The sequence below is a fragment of the Acinetobacter rongchengensis genome, assembly GCF_003611475.1.
Taxonomy (GTDB): Bacteria; Pseudomonadota; Gammaproteobacteria; order Pseudomonadales; family Moraxellaceae; genus Acinetobacter; species Acinetobacter rongchengensis.
In genome coordinates, this window is sequence record NZ_RAXT01000022.1 from 1 (window position 1) to 18610 (window position 18610).

17 protein-coding genes are annotated in these 18610 nt (G+C 37.2%); 4 read left to right on the plus strand and 13 right to left on the minus strand.

The window, feature by feature from the left end; translation table 11 throughout:
* On the plus strand, nucleotides 1-262 hold a 262-nt coding region (locus tag D7V20_RS20000; protein ID WP_213072511.1), incomplete at its 5' end, for a hypothetical protein.
* A 6-nt stretch (nucleotides 263-268) separates the two neighbouring features.
* Here D7V20_RS20000 and D7V20_RS11120 read toward each other — a convergent pair.
* From D7V20_RS11120 to D7V20_RS11135, 4 genes are all read right to left on the minus strand, one after another.
* Nucleotides 269-1345: a YqaJ viral recombinase family nuclease gene (locus D7V20_RS11120; protein WP_120384359.1), complete on the minus strand. Its 1077-nt coding sequence runs from the start codon at nucleotides 1343-1345 to the stop codon at nucleotides 269-271.
* A 158-nt stretch (nucleotides 1346-1503) separates the two neighbouring features.
* Nucleotides 1504-2550 (minus strand): DUF932 domain-containing protein, encoded by a 1047-nt coding sequence (locus D7V20_RS11125; RefSeq protein ID WP_120384360.1) that lies wholly within the window; start codon nucleotides 2548-2550, stop codon nucleotides 1504-1506.
* Nucleotides 2551-2567: 17 nt separating this feature from the next.
* The gene (locus tag D7V20_RS11130) at nucleotides 2568-2834 is read right to left on the minus strand and encodes a hypothetical protein (protein ID WP_120384361.1); all 267 of its coding nucleotides are present in this window, start codon (nucleotides 2832-2834) and stop codon (nucleotides 2568-2570) included.
* 120 nt (nucleotides 2835-2954) lie between these two features.
* Nucleotides 2955-3818: a YagK/YfjJ domain-containing protein gene (locus tag D7V20_RS11135; RefSeq protein ID WP_234856459.1), complete on the minus strand. Its 864-nt coding sequence runs from the start codon at nucleotides 3816-3818 to the stop codon at nucleotides 2955-2957.
* Nucleotides 3819-4318: 500 nt separating this feature from the next.
* Here D7V20_RS11135 and D7V20_RS11140 point away from each other — a divergent pair, with 500 nt between their 5' ends.
* Nucleotides 4319-5236, plus strand: a complete 918-nt coding sequence (locus D7V20_RS11140; protein ID WP_120384363.1) for a hypothetical protein — start codon at nucleotides 4319-4321, stop codon at nucleotides 5234-5236.
* Between the two features lies 1 nt (nucleotide 5237).
* On the opposite strand, the gene D7V20_RS11145 is transcribed toward D7V20_RS11140, so the two are convergent.
* Nucleotides 5238-6437, minus strand: coding sequence for a hypothetical protein (locus D7V20_RS11145; protein WP_120384364.1), 1200 nt, complete (start codon nucleotides 6435-6437; stop codon nucleotides 5238-5240).
* Between the two features lie 157 nt (nucleotides 6438-6594).
* Between D7V20_RS11145 and D7V20_RS11150 the strand changes: the two genes are divergently transcribed.
* On the plus strand, nucleotides 6595-6864 hold the full coding sequence (locus D7V20_RS11150; RefSeq protein ID WP_112987389.1) for a pyocin activator PrtN family protein: 270 nt from the start codon (nucleotides 6595-6597) through the stop codon (nucleotides 6862-6864).
* On the opposite strand, the gene D7V20_RS11155 is transcribed toward D7V20_RS11150, so the two are convergent.
* Nucleotides 6857-7993, minus strand: coding sequence for a tyrosine-type recombinase/integrase (locus D7V20_RS11155; protein WP_120384365.1), 1137 nt, complete (start codon nucleotides 7991-7993; stop codon nucleotides 6857-6859). The two genes, D7V20_RS11150 and D7V20_RS11155, sit on opposite strands and share 8 nt — an antisense overlap.
* Before the next feature lie 134 nt (nucleotides 7994-8127).
* Between D7V20_RS11155 and dusA the strand changes: the two genes are divergently transcribed.
* Complete coding sequence (dusA, locus tag D7V20_RS11160; protein ID WP_120384366.1) at nucleotides 8128-9150, plus strand: tRNA dihydrouridine(20/20a) synthase DusA; 1023 nt, start codon at nucleotides 8128-8130, stop codon at nucleotides 9148-9150.
* 65 nt (nucleotides 9151-9215) lie between these two features.
* Here the strand turns inward: dusA and D7V20_RS11165 are convergent, their stop codons facing one another.
* From D7V20_RS11165 to D7V20_RS11195, 7 genes are all read right to left on the minus strand, one after another.
* Nucleotides 9216-10073: an acid phosphatase gene (locus D7V20_RS11165; protein ID WP_120384367.1), complete on the minus strand. Its 858-nt coding sequence runs from the start codon at nucleotides 10071-10073 to the stop codon at nucleotides 9216-9218.
* Nucleotides 10074-10257: 184 nt separating this feature from the next.
* Nucleotides 10258-11028, minus strand: a complete 771-nt coding sequence (locus D7V20_RS11170; protein WP_120384368.1) for a tRNA threonylcarbamoyladenosine dehydratase — start codon at nucleotides 11026-11028, stop codon at nucleotides 10258-10260.
* A gap of 129 nt (nucleotides 11029-11157) precedes the next feature.
* A complete protein-coding gene (gene acnA, locus D7V20_RS11175) occupies nucleotides 11158-13914 on the minus strand; it encodes an aconitate hydratase AcnA (RefSeq protein WP_120384369.1) in 2757 nt (918 codons plus the stop codon).
* Between the two features lie 142 nt (nucleotides 13915-14056).
* On the minus strand, nucleotides 14057-14878 hold the full coding sequence (locus D7V20_RS11180; protein WP_120384370.1) for a TatD family hydrolase: 822 nt from the start codon (nucleotides 14876-14878) through the stop codon (nucleotides 14057-14059).
* Complete coding sequence (locus D7V20_RS11185) at nucleotides 14878-15843, minus strand: RsiV family protein (protein ID WP_120384371.1); 966 nt, start codon at nucleotides 15841-15843, stop codon at nucleotides 14878-14880. The genes D7V20_RS11180 and D7V20_RS11185 overlap by 1 nt, the downstream gene beginning before the upstream one ends.
* Before the next feature lie 135 nt (nucleotides 15844-15978).
* Nucleotides 15979-16794, minus strand: a complete 816-nt coding sequence (locus D7V20_RS11190; protein ID WP_120384372.1) for a hypothetical protein — start codon at nucleotides 16792-16794, stop codon at nucleotides 15979-15981.
* 94 nt (nucleotides 16795-16888) lie between these two features.
* The gene (locus D7V20_RS11195) at nucleotides 16889-18481 is read right to left on the minus strand and encodes a peptide chain release factor 3 (protein ID WP_120384373.1); all 1593 of its coding nucleotides are present in this window, start codon (nucleotides 18479-18481) and stop codon (nucleotides 16889-16891) included.
* Nucleotides 18482-18610 lie beyond the last annotated feature (129 nt).

The window sequence follows — 18610 nt, forward strand, 5'->3', positions numbered from 1 at the left end:
TGGTGTGATTGCTAAACCTTTAATCATGGTGATGATTCCTTATTTTGTTAAATATTTACGAAGTCACGATATTTACTGTAAAGCACTACCTCTTCACCTATTCCCGTTCAGCCTGATCAATCACCTCTATATTCATCGGTCACAAGAGATTGAGTGCATCAAAGATTTACGCAAAGCTTCTCCAACGCCCTTTCTCTGTTATTTGGAGGGAGGGCAAGTGGGGCGGCTTTGCGCATTTTTTAGGTTTAAGGAGGAGGGCTAGAGTTGGTTAAGAACTTGAATGAATATTAAATCTGCGACTACCAATACGGGTTTGAGGATACTGATCTAATAATTCGGGCTGTGCTTGGAGTAATGCTTTCTGGTCTAACACCACACTATCCTTCGATTTCTTCCATGTCACACTGCCCTGACTAAATATGGCTTTTTCAGCATCCTTCATTAATATCTGAATACGATGCTTGAGATAGTCATATTTGGTTTGATGATGTGCTAGATGCTTCTCCTCATTCAGTAGATCAGTAAAAAGTTGATCTACTCCTGACAAAGTAGATAAATCCACAGTTTGTAAAGGTATATGCTGCGGGTATAAGAGTTGCAAAGCTTTTGCTGCGGATTCACTAGCATCGACATGAGGTGGTATATCGTTTTCTACACAAGACCAGAAGATTTTTTCTGAAGCAATCAGACGATTGATCACAATTTCATTGCGTTCAACTTTATATATCTTGGCTTCATGTCCACAGATTAAGACACAGATATGAGCTGCTTGTTTACCTGTAACAGCCAATTGATGCTGTACTTGAATGAGCACATACATAGGCACACCTTCTCGCCAATGCTTGGTTCCCCACTCTCCAACTGATTTACATTCTAGAAGTTGTACTTCATCACTGCCTACGACTGCATAATCCAGATTGGCTAACATAAAAGCTTTGTCTTCATCTGGATGTTGTAAAACTGCATTGACCCGACGAACCTTATTACCAGTACGCTGTTGATAGTAATCTGCAATCAGCGGTTCTAACTTGTTCCCCCAATACAAAGGTGAATAATGGTTCTTAAAAGGTTGATCTGGAGGCGCTTGCATTCGACCTGTTTTAACCATCCATAGTTCCAACATCGACATATGTGGATTTAAACCACAAGCTGCTGCGGCATCACTACTTCCAATGCCTTGTTTTCTTACTTGTAACCATTGCTCACGACTCATACCTTTGGTTTTAGCCAAACGTTTAGCTGAATTTGGCTGTGATCTAGAAGTCAAAGCGGTTTGGGGTGGATTTAGGTTTAAAGCCAAATGAGCGATTGCATGACTTGATGAGGTTTGAGTATTTGGATTCATCATATTCTCCATATCTGTAAAAAATTAAAAATTTGGGCATAAAAAAAGCCGCACCTGGGGGAGGTGCGGCAAAAGGAAAAACGACTTATTAAAATTGATTCAGGAAAGGTTCAGCTTAGGCTATTCATTTAATAAATGAGCCCCTATGTATGTTGAATTTAAGCCACCATTCTTAACGCTTGCTCTACTCCTCGTTGTTTAATGGCTGCCCCCATACCAAACCAAGCCGAATCCAATCGATGGTCGATACTCATCGCTCGTCGTTCATGGTCACAGAACTCTGTAATGGCACAAAGTAAACCGTAAGCTGTATCTTTGGCTGAACTGAGTTCTGCCCCACGCCCTTGTCCATTGAACATCGTCATGACTTTTGACATTGCTCGTCCATTCGGCTCAGTTTTACTGTCTGATCGAGATGAATTTATTTGGTTAGGTATTGCAACATTACGATAGAACTGAATGATGCTTTCATCCTGTTCAGCAATGCTTAGATTGGTATTGTTAAACACCGCATCGAAGTAAGCTGCGGCTTCTTGCTGTGTTACCTTCCGTTGACTGAGTTGCTTCATCTCGTACATATGCTCATCCCATGTACGAACTGAAACACCCAATTGCTGCTTTACTTTTTCTGCATCGAAACGAGTGCTGTGTGGGACTTTAACAATGCCTGCACTATTCTGCCCTTTTAGCGCAATCGCCAAAGTGTTATTACAGACCACTCGAATTGAAGTGAATTGTGCAGTTGTAGCAAGTGTTCCATCACAAGCCGTTGCTAATAGAATATAGCCATTACTGACATCCTTGCCTTTTAAGGCTGCGGTCTGCCCAGTCTTAGCCAATGCCCAGAACTTCTTACCGCCTTTGAGTACACCTGCTGTCTCAAGTTCAAAACCTGATTGTTCAGTGAGGTCTCGATAAAACTCCAAAATAGAACTTGGTTGCACTTCTTGAAAGCGTTGGCTAACAACAGATAACGGTGCATGGGTATCAGAACGATACAAAACTCGTTGCTCTTCAAAAGGCATAATAATACTCTGACCTTTCTCATTCTGAGCCATATAGCTGACATTGGAGGATTCAATGCGCCAGTCCATACCTGCTTGCTTCGCCCAAACTTCAATTGGCTGATCTGGAGTAAGCTGATTACCTAGACCATGCCAAGGGGTTTCACCGACATACGCCATTTGTTCAAGTTGATGTGCCATGATGATTTCCCCTGTCCCTAGTTGAAATTGTGCTGACAATTGTTGCAATGGAAATAGCCCGTTGGTCGCTGTGGTTGTGAGGGTTGAATAAAACTATCAATCAAGCCACCAACAACAGCACCAGCCAATCCACTCAATAACGGTGAAAAAGGTGTAGGCAAACTTTTAGCAATGCTTGCCCCAATACCTGCACCTGCCATCGAAGAAAAACCGTTATTACTAGACTGCTGTGTGGTTGCACGACTGATATTTTCTGAATAACAATATGGACATGTAATATTCATAAGATATACCTCATTAAATGAAAAAAGGCTTATCGATGGATAAGCCTATGTTTTTGAATGTAGGGAAAAAGAAAACATTCAATCTTCATGTTAATGATGTATATCTATGATTTTTTAGGATCAACCAAACGTCCTCATTTTCCTACAGACCTTAACCCTTAAATACTGTTCTTCTTTTTCTGGTCGTACAAGATATTTAAGTGTGGTCAACATATTCTCAACTTGTTGAACATCTTTAGTTTTAATCATACCAATACCTAGCGTACCTTTTTTCTCAAACTGGCGTAAATATGCAACCGAATGGCAATTAAAATAATATCCCTGTTGAACAGTAATTTTCTGCCATATCTCATTTACACGCTTTGCAATCCCATAGCCGCTATTATGCTCATGTCCTTTATAAACCAAAAGTAGATGGCAGTGATACCCCTTGTCCGCACCCTGCTCTAAAGCCCAAGCATACTCAATCAGCCCATCAAAGATTCTATCCTGATTATGGATATACTGTCTTAACGTCCGCATATCATGATCAAAATCCTCAATACCGATCAAATGACGATATTCTCTCTTATACATCAGGTCTAGTCTTACCACTAAAATTCGAGCATAACGTTTAGACACAGCTTGCATACGTTCAATTAATTGCTTGGTATTTTCACCCTCACTATACCGATGATCTCTGAGCTTACGCTTATGTTTTTTGACATAATTATCAAATCGACATTGAATATAATCAAATGATAGTTTTTTTAATTGATGCTCCAACTCATCTTCACAACCAAGATAATCATTCATCTCATAGCGCAATTCGATAAATGCTTCAATACACCCAAAATAGTTATAATCAGGATTATAGATCTTATCGAAATCAATTAATAATCTGGTTAACTTATTAAAAAAACCTCTAGTTTGTTTTTTATATTTGCAAGTATCAAGAACAAAATCCTCAACCCCCATCAATAAATCTGATTCACTAACACCCACTAGATCACCCTTTACAATAATTAAGACCATATAATAGGCAAGTTTTTGTCAATTTTATAATCCACATTACTAGAATCAAGAAATATGTATTAATTAATAATATTAATAACCCACATTAAAAACCATGAATTACCATTAAAAAAAGATAGGAAACCACTTTAAAAACCTTACCACACATGAAAAAAATAAAATAAATACATTATAATTATAAAAAATAAGGATTATCTTGAAGATTGAATTATCTGACGCTTGTGAGGTATTTCTTGTACAATAAATTGAGATCTAAGCAAGATAATTACATTGCTCAATGAATCACATCAAAGTTTGATTCAAGTAAAGATACCCCCTACTTGTCCAGATAGCCCCACGCACAATACCACCTACAAAAAACATTTGGGAAAATAATGGGAAAATGTAGGGAATAAGACGGAAAATTTACTTGAAGCTCTAGCGAATAAATCTAAAATTTAAGAGTAAGTTTTTCGTAAAGAGATGAATAAATGACCGAGCCTAAATATATTTACAAACTAAATTCAGTAATCAAACAACTGAAAGATGAAGACCTTGTTCCAGCATTATTCCTAATGGAAATGGATAAGGAGTTTAATATTTTTTATGGTTTTAATAGAGAATTAGATAAAAAATTAATGCGCAATTTTAATCAAATAATAAATTCCTCCAAAGAACTTAATGAGATTAGAAAAACAATATTAAATTACTACTCTACTCAAGATCAGAAATATATAGATGACTTCACAGGAGAGGTAGAAGATCTTAATTTTCAATTACCAAACCGTGGTAAAGATATATTAAAGTATCAATCAAACCCAAGACTTCTAGCTTTTGCACTAAATTACTACAATGTACAATTTAGGTATGAAGACAATATTATTAACAAAATAAATAATCCTTTTTATAAATTTCTATTTATTATTTATTGCCATCCAATTTATAGTCAACGTACGACAGATTTAAATAGAATTGAGGATAGATTTAGTGGAATTATAAATAGCCATCCTATTCACTTTCAAAAAAATGATACGATTGATTTCTATATATGGGCAAAAAACTATATGGATGATAATGATAAGTATGATAGCAAAGTCTATACACCTATAACGAATGAGGAATATCGAACTACTGTAAATATTATCTTTGACAAATTATTTGATGAGAATAAAGATATCTATGCAGCTTTAAAAGAAAAGCTATCAAATGCTTGGTATCAGAAAAAGTATCGTCAAAAAAATAAAGGTAAAAAGGCTCACCATTATGTTTTACAAAAAAATACGTTAATTGCTCTAGAGAGCCTAGCTTCAAAGAGGAAGTTGACTCATGAAAAAATTATTGAAAATTTAATTAATGAGCATTACGTTAAAGAGTGTGCAGACCCTAATTCTGGTGACTCACTATATTAATCTAAAAATAAATTAAAAAAGGGGAAGTAGCCCCCTTTTTTTTATAAAATGAATATATAGAATAATTAGGATATATTAATGTATTTCTACTATTTAAACAATCTCGAAACCAGTTGCATACTGATTCATTATTTTGATAATAACTATAAATGGTTCTTGATGTCTTGAATTCAAACCCATATCTTTTCATTATTAAACGTGCAGTATCAGCATAAGTATTTTTAGCCACATCATATATATTTTCATTTTCGGGTTCTTGATGTATTGCATCACTTTCTGAGTATTCCAAAGCATAGTCTATATATAATGCACTTATAAATCCAACACATCCTTTAAGATCATCAAAAAATATTTTTTGATGACCTAACCTACCAACTACATTAAAAATATAATCAAAAAAATCTTTTTCAAAATCAAAATTTTGTTTCGATATACTTTTATAACTTACATCAATTAAAGATTTTAATTTTGTTAGTAAGGTTGCAAATAAAATATCATCCTCCATCTCTTTTACATCCTTTTTAAAATTAAAACCAAAATCCATTAAACTCATTTTATCTTTTATATAAATTTGATTTTTAATTATTTCAAATTCAATAAATAACATTGCTCTAAAAAATATATCCAAAGATTGTTTTTCAATCTCTTTTTCAGCATCACCATTATTTAAACCATTCTTATTTGATGATATTAATTTTTCAGAAAATACACCTCTATATTTTTTTATTTTTAGAATATCTTTACTTAACAAACATATTAACACCCCCATAGACATAGCATTATACTCATAGTAAAGACAAAATCCAACTAGCTTACAGGTAAAATATTTATTTATATTTTTAAATTTGTCTATTAAAAAGCCTAAATCCTTCAAAAAATCAACTTCCAAGAATCCGCAATCTACAACTTGACATAATACTTTTTCAAAAAGTTTATTGGCGTTCTTAAGTAATCCAAAGTTATTTACGTCACAAAGCATACTCCCCTGTATTTCAAAACCACATAAAAGGAAGTGCTTATATAATGCTGCTTTTTCCCCATCATAGCCTTGTGCTAAATTTATATCATCAACTGCTGATAAAATAAGCCAATACTGTATTTCTCTATCTTGCGTAAAGTTTAACGAAAACACAAAATCATGGTAGTACAAGTAGTCCAAGACATTTAATACAGCTCTTCTTGTTTCAGAATTAATTTTCATTGTCAATACAAAAGTAGATTCAATTTCAAAAGTTATTGTCGCTGATTTCCCACCTTTTTTACAATAACAAACATCAAGTACGCCTTAGGACGGAACAAAAAAAACCGCCCTAATAGATTGATAAATACACAATTTAATACGTTTAAAGGGATCAGTTATGAAAAATGCAACTATTAAGACTTCAGACTACTTATTTATGCAGTTTAGAACTGCTACACCAACACTCGACCAAGTCTGTGATATCTATTATCCACACCTCAGTAAAGCCAAGCGACTTGAAAAAGTTCGGAACGGAGAATTTCCTTTTTTCTGTTTTAAGCTCGATACAAGCCAGAAAGCACCATACTTTGTTGATATTATTGATTTGGCTTTTGTGCTTGAGGAAAAATATAAAGATCAACGGGATGATTTTGACAACCTTAATTGAACAGTTTTAAAACCTGTTCAACTCCCATAATATTTTTTCTGACCTTTACAGATACATACCGCTCAAGACTACTCCACGAATCATGCAGACTCACTTGCTGGATTTGTGGAATAGTCCTTCCTCTTTCTGCCAAACGTGTACAACCTTCATGACGTAAATCATGAAAATGTAAGTCATCTATTCCTAACAGCTTACAAGCCTTTCTAAATTCACTTCCCATAGTCTTCGGGCTTAATGGCACTAGCAGGTTTTCATCATAGCCTCGTTTTAACATCCGATGACGAACATCTCCATCAAGCAATAAATCAATCATTTGCTGACAATCATCATGAACACTAAACTCTTTATGGTTTCCTTTAGAGCCATTCGGATTTTTTAAATCCCGAATCTTCCATAATTTATTCGTTTCATCATAGTCATCCAGTTGCATCCGTGTAATTTCCGCTTCCCGCCTACAAGAGAAAATCGCAAACCACATGATTAAGTGCATAGGGTAACTGTAAGATGAGTGATTCCATTTTCTGAAAAAATACTTTGTAAGGCTTTCAAGCTCATCAAAAGTAGGTAGTCTATCTCTTTTTTGACTAGATGATATTTGGCGAGTCTTTCTCAATTGAGCAGTAGTTTTATCAAATGTTGGTAAATCTACTTTTAAATTCCACATGATTGAAGCATGGCTTAATACTCCCCTGATGTGCAATAACTCATGCTGTAATGTGCTGGTGGCTATTGGCTGTAAATTCAGCTTATCAATTCCCTTTTTCCGTAGCGACACATGGCTGGAAATATGGGTTGAACCTATTTCTGTAACCATATTCTGAGCAATAGGTAACTTCTGAATCAATTTAAGCGAATATGTTTTAGTACGCCCATATTGGTCGCCAACCTCTGCCAAATATTTGGTAATCGCATCATCTAAGGTCAAATCTACCAAGTTTTCCTGACCAAACAGAATCTCTGGATTTTCATCAATTTCTGCTTCACGTTTACCAATCCACAAACTAGCTAATCGCTTTGTAGAAAATGTCTGGCTTTCTTTAAATGCAGGAAATCCTTTTTTATTGATTCTGATCTCCGCACGATAACGGATTGTTCCATCCTTGAGTTTTCGTTGTGCTATAGTACCCACAAAATTTACGCCATAGAAAAATTTACGCCATTATGGCGTAAAAATGGCGTAAATTCTAATCGAAACGGTGCGAATTAGGCGTGAATGGTTGCAAATAATTTAGTATCAACATCAACATAAATGGATGATTTTTAATGATTAAATCAGACACTCTTGAAAATACTAAAGATTTCAGAATCAGCGTAGCGCCGATGATGGATTGGACGACAAAAGATTACCGTTTCTTTGCGCGCTTATTTAATCCCAATATCATTCTTTATACAGAAATGGTCACTACAGGTGCTATTTTGTTTGGTGGTGCAAATCGACATCTTGATTATAACCATGAAGAACACCCTATCGTGTTACAACTGGGTGGCTCAAATCCCAAAGACCTCGCCACCTGTAGCAAAATGGCACAAGACTGGGGCTATGATGAAGTTAATTTAAATGTGGGCTGTCCAAGTGACCGTGTACAAAACAATAAAATCGGTGCATGTCTCATGGCTGAACCTGATCTTGTCGCTGAATGTATTGCCGAAATGCAAAATGCAGTAGATATTCCAGTCACTGTCAAACACCGTATTGGTATTGATGACATGCAATCTTATGAAGAAATGCTACATTTTGTAGATACCGTGGCAAAAACAGGTTGTCATAACTTTATTGTGCATGCCCGAATTGCACTACTTCAGGGACTTTCCCCAAAAGAAAATCGTGACGTCCCACCACTACGTTATGAAGATGTTTATCGTTTAAAACAAGAGCGTCCAAATCTACTTATCGAAATTAATGGTGGAATTAAAACTTTTGCAGAAACACAATACCATCTACAACATGTCGATGGAGTCATGATTGGCCGTGAAGCCTATCATAATCCCTATCTTTTGGCTGAAATTGGTCAATTATGGAACTTGGATCTACCTGATCGTTTTGAAATTATCGATCAAATGTTGCCGTACATTGCTCAACGTATGCAAGAAGGTGCGCCATTATCGATTATCACTCGTCATATTTTGGGTTTATTTCAAAACCTTCCAGGTGCTCGAAAATGGCGTCAGGCTTTAAGCGGTGGCAATGCCAAGACTTTTGCTGATGTTGAAAATGCTATTCTCAACATCAAAGAAGCAATGAAACGAACTGAAGATTATCTAATTAAACATCAAGTTCAATCTTAACGACTTAACCTAAATGATAAATGCTCAATCTCAAATTGGACTTTTATCATTTAAATCTGATCAATTTATAACACTGAACTTACAGTAGTTGATAATGCTTTTTGCTCAAAAGCGCAAGAGGCTGGATCTGGCACATCACCTTTACGTTGCGCGGCCTGATATTCTTTTTGTGCTTTTGCTAAGTCTGCTAAAAACTGTTTTTGCGTATGCAGTTGTGCCACAGTCATAGCAGCCATATTTTTGCCTTCAATAATGTCACTTTGCCAATGTACATTACACACCAATCGGCTTTCTGCAAATGCTCGCCCCCGTAAGAAAATATGATTGGCACGTTGTGGCGCGATTTCACTCATAATCAATGCCCAACCCCAACCAACGGCTGAGTGCCCTGAAGGATAAGAGCCATCGGAAGATAATTTCTCTTTATCTTCGGTATAAGTAATGCCATATTTTTCACGATCTGCAGCTGAAATTGTACAAATATTCTGACCATTAGTTATAAAAGGACGTGCACGTTGATATTTATTTTTTGCCGTATATGTAGACAAGCCTAAATCAACCAAAGAAGTCTCTAATATTTTATAAATGGTTGGGGTCTTTTCTTGGCTAATGTTAATATTGGCTGAACAAGAAAAAGCTTTCGCTGCACTCGGGAAAAATAAATTACTGTCATAACCTGCCTGTTTCCATCGATCAGAACCATACAGCATTAAAGCATTTTTATTGACAAACTCATCATTGGCTTGGGTCACAGAGCCCTCAACAGGTGGAAGTGGTAAAACCATTGCACTATCCACGCTAGATTCAGTTAAATAACCGTGATGTGCAGCTCTCAATTCTTTTTCATAGTCACTACTCTCTGCATGAGTAATGGTAGTTGCCAATGCCAAAAGAAGGAATCTAATGGGTTTAATGCTTCTCATATCGACCTCTATTCATGGTTATTTGTACTGCTATTTCTACTTTTTCTAGTTGTTAAGATATTCATTCTCAATAGAATTAACTATCATTAACATAGCATAATTTTAGACCAAGATAGAGGTACGCTTATTAAAATTAAGAATTCTTAAAATTTTTAATAAACATGAAACACATATAAAAGTCTGTTTAAGGTTTTGTGTGAATGACCTCTAATTTTTTCAACACTTCCGCCACCGCAATCATGGCAAAACTTGATGTAACGACTACAGCAGAACCATACCCCCCACAGCGTAACCCTGCGCTTGCACAGACATCTGCACTCGAAAATGGATTATCGATCGAATAAACACAAGTAATGCCAAACTTCTCTTTTGGTTTTTTACAAATCCCTTTCGAGCGTAGCTGTGCACGTAACTTTGCCAGCATCGGATCTTGTTCGGTCTTTGATAAATCCGCAACCCGTATTTTAAGTGGATCTAATTTTCCACCTGCTCCACCTGAAACAATCAGTGGAATTTTATTAAAACGACAATGTAACATCAGTGCCAATTTTGCTTTGACATCATCAATACAGTCTAAAATTAGGTCTGGAACATTTTCTAAAATTTCTTTTATATTTTCAGGTGTTAAATAATCTTCAATTAAATTTATTTTGATTCGTGGGTTAATCGAACGGCAACGCTCTGCCATCACTTCAATCTTTTCCTGACCTAAAGTAGACGTCATAGCAGGCAATTGTCGATTAATATTCGAGGCTGCAATTGAATCCATATCAACCAATGTTAACTCTCCGACACCTGTACGTGCCAAAGCTTCTACAGCCCAAGAACCGACCCCTCCAATTCCAATCACCATCACATGACTTTTTTCATAGTGATTGAATGCATCATCCCCATAAATCTTGGCTACACCTGCAAAACGGCGGTCATATTCATCATCTTGGAGAAGTTCGGTCATGTTCCACATCAATTCAAAAGTATATTCCGCTATTTTACTCATTTATCCAAAAGGTGTCTTGTTTAAGATCAACAAAAAAACCTGCAACAAAGCAGGGCTTGGAGAACTGAAACATTGAGTAAACTTGCATCAAGAAGCAATCAAATGACGCAAGACATAATGCAAAATTCCACCTGCTTTAAAGTATTCAACTTCATTCAAAGTATCGATACGACATAACACTTGAAAGTGATCTAGGCGACCATCAGCACGTTTAACCTCAATCTCTAGTATTTGATGGGGTTGAATAGCATCTGAAATTCCGACAATAGAAAGTTGCTCATGCCCTGTCAGTTGTAAGCTTTTGCGAGTTTGACCTTCGACAAATTGCAAAGGTAAAACGCCCATTCCCACCAAATTGGAACGATGAATACGTTCAAAACTTTCTGCAATCACCGCTTTAATACCCAATAAATTGGTTCCTTTAGCCGCCCAGTCTCGTGATGAGCCTGTGCCGTATTCCTTTCCAGCAATGATGACCAGCGGTGTACCATCATGTTGATATTTCATAGCAGCATCATAAATGGCCAGTTGTTCACCTGTCGGAACATAAAGCGTATTTCCACCTTCAGCTCCACCTAACATTTCATTTTTAATACGAATATTGGCAAATGTTCCCCGCATCATCACTTCATGATTCCCACGGCGTGAACCGTAAGAATTAAAATCAGTCGGGGCTACACCTTGTGCCTCTAGGTATCGTCCTGCTGGGCTATCCTTTTTAATATTCCCCGCTGGCGAAATATGATCCGTGGTCACTGAATCCCCTAACACAGCGAGAATTCTCGCATGTTCAATATTATGAAGTGCTTTAATCGGCTGATTGATTGCGTCGAAAAATGGTGGGTGTCGGATATATGTGGAATGAACATTCCATTCATAGGTTTGACTGTCTGGAATTTGAATGGCTTTCCATTGCTCATCACCTTCAAAAACAGCCGCATATTCTTTATGAAACATAGCTGTATTGACTTTTTGCAGTACTTCTTCAATTTCAGCTTGGGTCGGCCAAATATCTTTTAGATAAACATTCTGCCCGTTGTGATCGACACCTAAAGGTTCAACAGTAATATCATTCCGAATCGTACCCAATAATCCAAAAGCAACCACCAAAGGCGGTGAAGCCAACCAATTGGTTTTAACTAGAGGATGTACTCGCCCTTCAAAGTTACGATTCCCAGACAGTACAGATGCAACATTTAAGTCATAACATTGAATTGCATCTTCAATTGGCTTAGGCAGTGGCCCTGAATTACCAATACAGGTGGTACAACCATAACCCACCAAGTTATATCCAAGTTGATCTAAATAGCTCATTAAACCTGAGGCTTTGAGATAGTCTGTTACAACTTTAGACCCAGGAGCCAGTGAACTTTTTACCCAAGGTTTTCGTTGCAAACCACGCTCAACCGCTTTTTTAGCCAATAAGCCTGCAGCTAGCATCACACTTGGATTTGAGGTATTGGTGCATGACGTGATCGCTGAAATCACAATATCACCATGGACTAAAGGATAGCTTTTACCATTAATCACGCAATGAGGATGCTCGGCTTGCACGGTGGATTGTTTTGCATCAACGGCTGTCCCTGCGCCGCCTTCATTGATTAAACGTTCTTGATCAATTTTGGCAGGCTTAATATCCAGCTCAATCAGTTTTTGGAATGTTTGCGGGATATCTGATAATTTCACACGATCTTGAGGTCGTTTAGGACCTGCAACACTGGCTTCAACCGTCCCCATATCTAAAGATAATGTATCGGTAAAAATCGGTTCATCCCCAGCATGACGCCATAGACCTTGAGCTTTGCAATAAGCTTCGACCAATGCGATACGCTCTGCATCACGCCCTGTTAATTTTAAATACCCTAGGGTCACGTCATCAATCGGAAAGAAACCACATGTTGCACCATATTCAGGTGCCATATTGGCAATGGTGGCACGGTCTGCAAGTGGTAAATCCGCTAAACCATCACCATAAAATTCAACAAATTTTCCGACAACGCCTTTCTGACGCAACATTTGGGTAATGGTTAAAACAAGATCTGTTGCGGTGATTCCTTTGGGTAATTTTCCAGTCAGTTTAAAGCCAATCACTTCTGGAATCAGCATCGAAATCGGCTGTCCAAGCATGGCTGCTTCAGCTTCAATCCCACCTACCCCCCAACCTAGCACACCTAAACCATTGATCATCGTGGTATGAGAATCTGTACCCACTAAGGTATCGGGATATGCAAAAGTCTCGCCATCATCTTCACTTGACCAAACCACTTGGGCTAAATATTCAAGATTGACCTGATGACAAATCCCAGTCCCTGGCGGTACAACACTAAAATTATTAAATGCAGATTGTCCCCAACGTAGAAATTGATAACGCTCACCATTACGCTGCATTTCAATTTCAACATTCTCTGAAAAAGCATTTTTATTACCGAAATAATCAACCATTACAGAATGGTCAATCACTAAATCCACAGGTGATAACGGGTTGATCAGATTAGGATCTTTTCCTGCATCTTGCATCGCAGCACGCATGGCAGCCAAATCAACCACAGCAGGAACCCCTGTAAAATCCTGCATCAGCACTCGTGCAGGTCTGTATTGGATTTCTTGATCAGACGTTCGTGTTTTCTGCCAATTCACAATGGCTTCAACATGTGCCTTGTTCACCGTAATATCATCTTCAAATCTAAGTAAATTCTCTAATAATACTTTCAGTGATTTGGGGAGCTTAGATAGATCACCTAATGTCGATTGAACTTTTTCTAAACTGAAAATTTGATAGTCTTTTGAAGCGACCTTTAGATCTTTTAAAGCCTTGAAACTATTGATATGACTATACGTTGCCATAGGTGAATCCTCCGGCTGAGCATGATTTCCATTCGAACTTTTATTCTTCAGGTTGAACTTAAGTACAACACTATTCTTCTAATGTAAGCCAAATTTTGGCTAATCGTGTTATGAATTAGTTATTTTTCAGACTTATGCTCATTCAATCTGATAGAGCCAAAGCATGCAAAGAGTTTTGCCACAATTGTTGCGCAAGTTGCTGTTGTGGAAGCAATAATGTCTTTGCTAAGCCTTCCAACACATAAGGTAAATTGACTGGTGTATTACGTGTGTGATGTTCACTTGAGGTTTGACAGCATAAGGGCGTCATATCTGGACAATCCGTTTCAATAACCACATGTTCTGCACCAATCTCTTGAACCACACGCTGTAGCTTTTTTGCATTTGGATTGGTGATTTGCCCTGTTACGCCAATTTTAAATCCTAATTTAATGAAAGCTTTTGCCTCTTCAACGCCGCCACTAAAGGCGTGCGCAATTCCACCATTATTGAATTGATGCTGTTTCAACATTGCCAAAACATCTGCATGGGCTTTGCGAATATGTAAAAGAATCGGTTTATCAAATTGTTGTGCTAACTCAATTTGTGCAGCAAAAAAATCCTTTTGCTTTTGAAAAACTTCAGTTTGCTTATGCTGCTTTAAAAAAGTATCTAAACCAATCTCACCCACTGCAACACAATCATGTGTTTTAAGCATTTTTTCCAAATCATCTAAATATTCAAGTTGATGTTGTTCGATATAAAATGGATGCAGACCAGGGGCAAGATAACTTTTCGGTGCATTCACCAATTGATTTAGATAATGATGTGTATCAACTAAATCATGAAAACGCTCATGTAAAAAACCAATTAAAATCAAGCGTTCAACACCTACAGCCTTCGCTTGATACGCTAAAGTTTCCCGATCTGAATCAAAATCGGGAACATCGAAATGTGTATGCGTATCAAACAAAGACAAGGTCATTATGATTTCACTTTTGGATGAGTCGCAACAGACGAAGTAGCAGGTTGATCCACTTGCATTTCTGCTGGGAAATATTGTGGTTTTAACACCCCTTTTAACTGATCATAAGGAATGGTTAAGCGAGGTAATCCAACCACATAAGGCCCAATATCATATTCACCATATTGCAAGATCAAGCCTTGTTTACCTAGATAGAAGTTGTCCGTTAATTTGAATTTCCAAGCTTGTTCATACTCTGCTACATTTTCAGCCAGTTTAGAATCAATGACCCACACCTTAAATGCATCATGTGCCAATTGTGTTAATTTACCTTTCTGATTGCTCTGTATAATTTGATCCAATGCAACTTGCTGTTTGGTTTTTAAATCAAAATTAAAATAAGTTTGTGCGGAAGAACCATGCGCTCCCCCTAAATAACTGCTGCTGTTTAATACCACAGTTGCTAATGGCAAATCTGCATTTAAAATTTTCGGACTAATCGTTAAACTCATTTGACCACTTGCACCTAAATTTTGTAATTCTTTCTGCAATTCAAGGAATGAATTGACATAAGGTTGTACTCGATCTTGCATTTGTTGCGCAGGTGTTTTACTGGCATTTTCCTGTATTTCACTTGCAGAAGATTGATTCTGATCTTGTTCTTTTTTAGTTTTGTTTAATTGAGCAATATCTAAAATATGATCCAAATTTTTTAAAATAGCTTGATCAAGAATTTCATCAACAAAAGGTTGATTGCTGTGTAAGCGATCTACAGAAAATTCAGGACAACTGTTTCCACCGCACTCAGGCAAACTCAGTTTGAGTTTTTCCGTATCACCTTGCAAAAGCATTGATGTATCAACAACTTGCGATGCAGCAGTTTGCTCTACAGGTTCCGTCTTTTTAGGATCAGGCTTTTGGCATCCAGTTAACCCCAAAATAACGACCAATATCGATAATGCCAAAGTATTCTTTTGATTCAACATCTCACAGACCTATCTGAGATTTAAAAATATGTATATTCAATAGCCTATTCCTCTCAATACAAATGCTCAATCCAAATTTGTATTGAATTAGAACATTATTGAAAAGGCTCAATGAACCTTACGCCAAAGCATTATTTAAAACATCTGTTGATAAACATCTGCTTTTAAAATTTGTTGGGTTTGCTCTTTACTCAAATAAATATCAAGCTGCGTACCCTCTTTAACGATCTCACTGGCACGATAATGTAAACCGACACCTTCACCATCAAAGAACCAATCTGCTTGTCCCCAATATAGTTTTTTCGGTGCTTGTTTTTTCACATCAACATCTTGTTTATCTAACCATTCTTGATATTTAGCTTGTACCCAACTATTCAATACATTTTGTTGCTTAGGCTGAATCACCTCGAGAATGCTCAAGGCTTTTTTTAACTTGCGATCCCCAACAAAGAAATATTGACGCTCTTTAATGCTGATATCGGCTTGCACTGTATTGATAGAAATTTGCAGTAAAACATATTGATTCCGCTGTGAAGCCATGCGTGTTTGCATATGCAATTCAAAAGCTTTATTTTTTGGAAACTCCGCTTGCCAAACATCCGACTTTTTCACAAAAGCATTAATCGCTTGTTGTAACGTCATATTTTGCTTCAAATCAATCTGTGCCTGAATCACATGTGATTGATTATTTGCAATCCACTGATTTAACCATTCATCTTGGGTTTTAATGGTTTGAATATCGATTTCAATACAATTTTTCTTTTCACAAAATGGCAGTGCATAGTCAGCTTTACTTTCCTGAATATTTAAATAAGGTAATACTTCTGCTGCATCTTGTTGCGTATGAGCTTGCTGAGTCACAGAATCATTTTGATCTTTTTTTGAATCACACGCCACCAAAAGCAGTGTGCTTAGACAAAGTATTGATGTTATTTTTTTTGTAAATTGCATGACACGGGTCCCAACCTCAGAAGCCTAGTATTCTGATACAAAAACAGCTTCACAAGGAAGCTGTTTTTACATTTTTAAATGTGTTTATTCAAACTTAGTGCTCTCTTGTCGCACGGAATTGAATATCAGGATAACGTTCTTGCATCAATTGTAGATTGACACGACTCGGTGCAAGATAAGTTAAATGACCACCACCATCAACTGAAAGTTGATCATGGGCTTTTTTCTTAAACTCGTTGAATTTTTTCTCGTCATCACAAGATACCCAACGTACTGTATTGATATTTACAGGTTCGTAAATACAGTCCACTTTGTATTCTTCTTTCAAACGATATGCAACAACATCAAACTGCAACACACCTACCGCACCAACAATTAAGTCATTGTTGATTTGTGGCATAAACACCTGAGTTGCACCTTCTTCTGAAAGTTCTTTTAAACCTTTTTGAAGCTGTTTGGATTTCAAAGGATCTTTCAGACGAACACGGCGGAACATCTCAGGAGCAAAGTGCGGAATCCCAGTAAAGTGAAGATTTTCACCCGCTGTGAACGTATCACCAATTTGGATCGTACCATGGTTGTGTAAACCAATAATATCGCCTGGCCATGCTTCTTCAAGCTGTTCACGCTCGCCCGCAAGGAAAGTCAATGCATCACTGATACGTACATCTTTACCGATACGCACATGATTCATTTTCATACCTTTTTCATATTTGCCTGAGCAAATACGCATAAAGGCAATACGGTCACGGTGCTTTGGATCCATATTGGCTTGAATTTTAAAGACAAAGCCACTAAAACCCTCTTCTGTAGCTTCTACTGCACGTTCTTCTGTTGGATGCGCTTTAGGTTCTGGCGCCCATTGAATAAATGTATTTAACACATGATCTACAGCAAAGTTACCCAAAGCTGTACCGAACAAAACTGGGGTTTGGCGCCCTGCTAAAAACTCAGCATGGTCTAAAGGATCATTCGCCATTTGGACAAGCTCTAAAGACTCTTCAAATGCGGCAAACGCTAACTCACCGACACGGTCTCGTAAATCAGGATAATCATAGCCCTCACGAATTTCGATATCGGTAATGGTTGAACCAAAACCTGCCTTATAGACATAGAACTTATTTTCTAACAGGTTATATACCCCTGCAAAATCTCGTCCAGTACCCATTGGCCATGTTAATGGAACACATTTGATTTTCAATACATTTTCAATTTCATCGAGCAGTTCTAATGGTTCGCGAATTTCACGGTCCATTTTGTTGACGAATGAAATGATGGGGGTGTCACGCATACGACACACTTCCATCAATTTAATGGTACGTTCTTCGACACCTTTTGCACCATCAATCACCATCAATGCTGAGTCAACCGCAGTTAATGTACGATAAGTATCTTCTGAGAAGTCTTCATGCCCTGGTGTATCAAGTAAATTGATCACGTGATTTTTATAAGGGAATTGCATTACAGATGTGGTAATCGAAATACCACGTTCTTTTTCCATTTCCATCCAGTCAGATGTGGCTGCTCGATCTGACTTACGGCTTTTTACCATTCCCGCAATCTGAATTGCTTTACCCCAAAGTAACAGTTTTTCTGTCATTGTGGTTTTACCCGCATCTGGGTGGGAAATGATGGCGAACGTACGTCGCTGAGCGACTTGAGTCGCTAATTCATTTTGAAAGCTCATGCAAAATACCTACTGCGAACACGCAGTTATAAGGATCAAAACTGACCCAAATCTAAAATTGGCAATATTGTAGCAGAATTACGTCATGCTACGCTGTAATCTTGAAAGTAGTTTTAACTACAGTGCCGA

Bases quoted from the DNA above. Each gene is read 5' to 3' on its own strand.
- D7V20_RS11145 (WP_120384364.1), bottom strand. From the start codon at position 6,437: ATGAAAATTAATTCTGAAACAAGAAGAGCTGTATTAAATGTCTTGGAC.
- D7V20_RS11195 (WP_120384373.1), bottom strand. From the start codon at position 18,481: ATGAGCTTTCAAAATGAATTAGCGACTCAAGTCGCTCAGCGACGTACG.
- D7V20_RS11190 (WP_120384372.1), bottom strand. From the start codon at position 16,794: ATGCAATTTACAAAAAAAATAACATCAATACTTTGTCTAAGCACACTG.
- D7V20_RS11185 (WP_120384371.1), bottom strand. From the start codon at position 15,843: ATGTTGAATCAAAAGAATACTTTGGCATTATCGATATTGGTCGTTATT.
- D7V20_RS11120 (WP_120384359.1), bottom strand. From the start codon at position 1,345: ATGAATCCAAATACTCAAACCTCATCAAGTCATGCAATCGCTCATTTG.
- D7V20_RS11165 (WP_120384367.1), bottom strand. From the start codon at position 10,073: ATGAGAAGCATTAAACCCATTAGATTCCTTCTTTTGGCATTGGCAACT.
- D7V20_RS11125 (WP_120384360.1), bottom strand. From the start codon at position 2,550: ATGGCACATCAACTTGAACAAATGGCGTATGTCGGTGAAACCCCTTGG.
- D7V20_RS11140 (WP_120384363.1), top strand. From the start codon at position 4,319: ATGACCGAGCCTAAATATATTTACAAACTAAATTCAGTAATCAAACAA.
- D7V20_RS11170 (WP_120384368.1), bottom strand. From the start codon at position 11,028: ATGACCGAACTTCTCCAAGATGATGAATATGACCGCCGTTTTGCAGGT.
- acnA (WP_120384369.1), bottom strand. From the start codon at position 13,914: ATGGCAACGTATAGTCATATCAATAGTTTCAAGGCTTTAAAAGATCTA.
- D7V20_RS11130 (WP_120384361.1), bottom strand. From the start codon at position 2,834: ATGAATATTACATGTCCATATTGTTATTCAGAAAATATCAGTCGTGCA.
- D7V20_RS11180 (WP_120384370.1), bottom strand. From the start codon at position 14,878: ATGACCTTGTCTTTGTTTGATACGCATACACATTTCGATGTTCCCGAT.
- dusA (WP_120384366.1), top strand. From the start codon at position 8,128: ATGATTAAATCAGACACTCTTGAAAATACTAAAGATTTCAGAATCAGC.
- D7V20_RS11150 (WP_112987389.1), top strand. From the start codon at position 6,595: ATGAAAAATGCAACTATTAAGACTTCAGACTACTTATTTATGCAGTTT.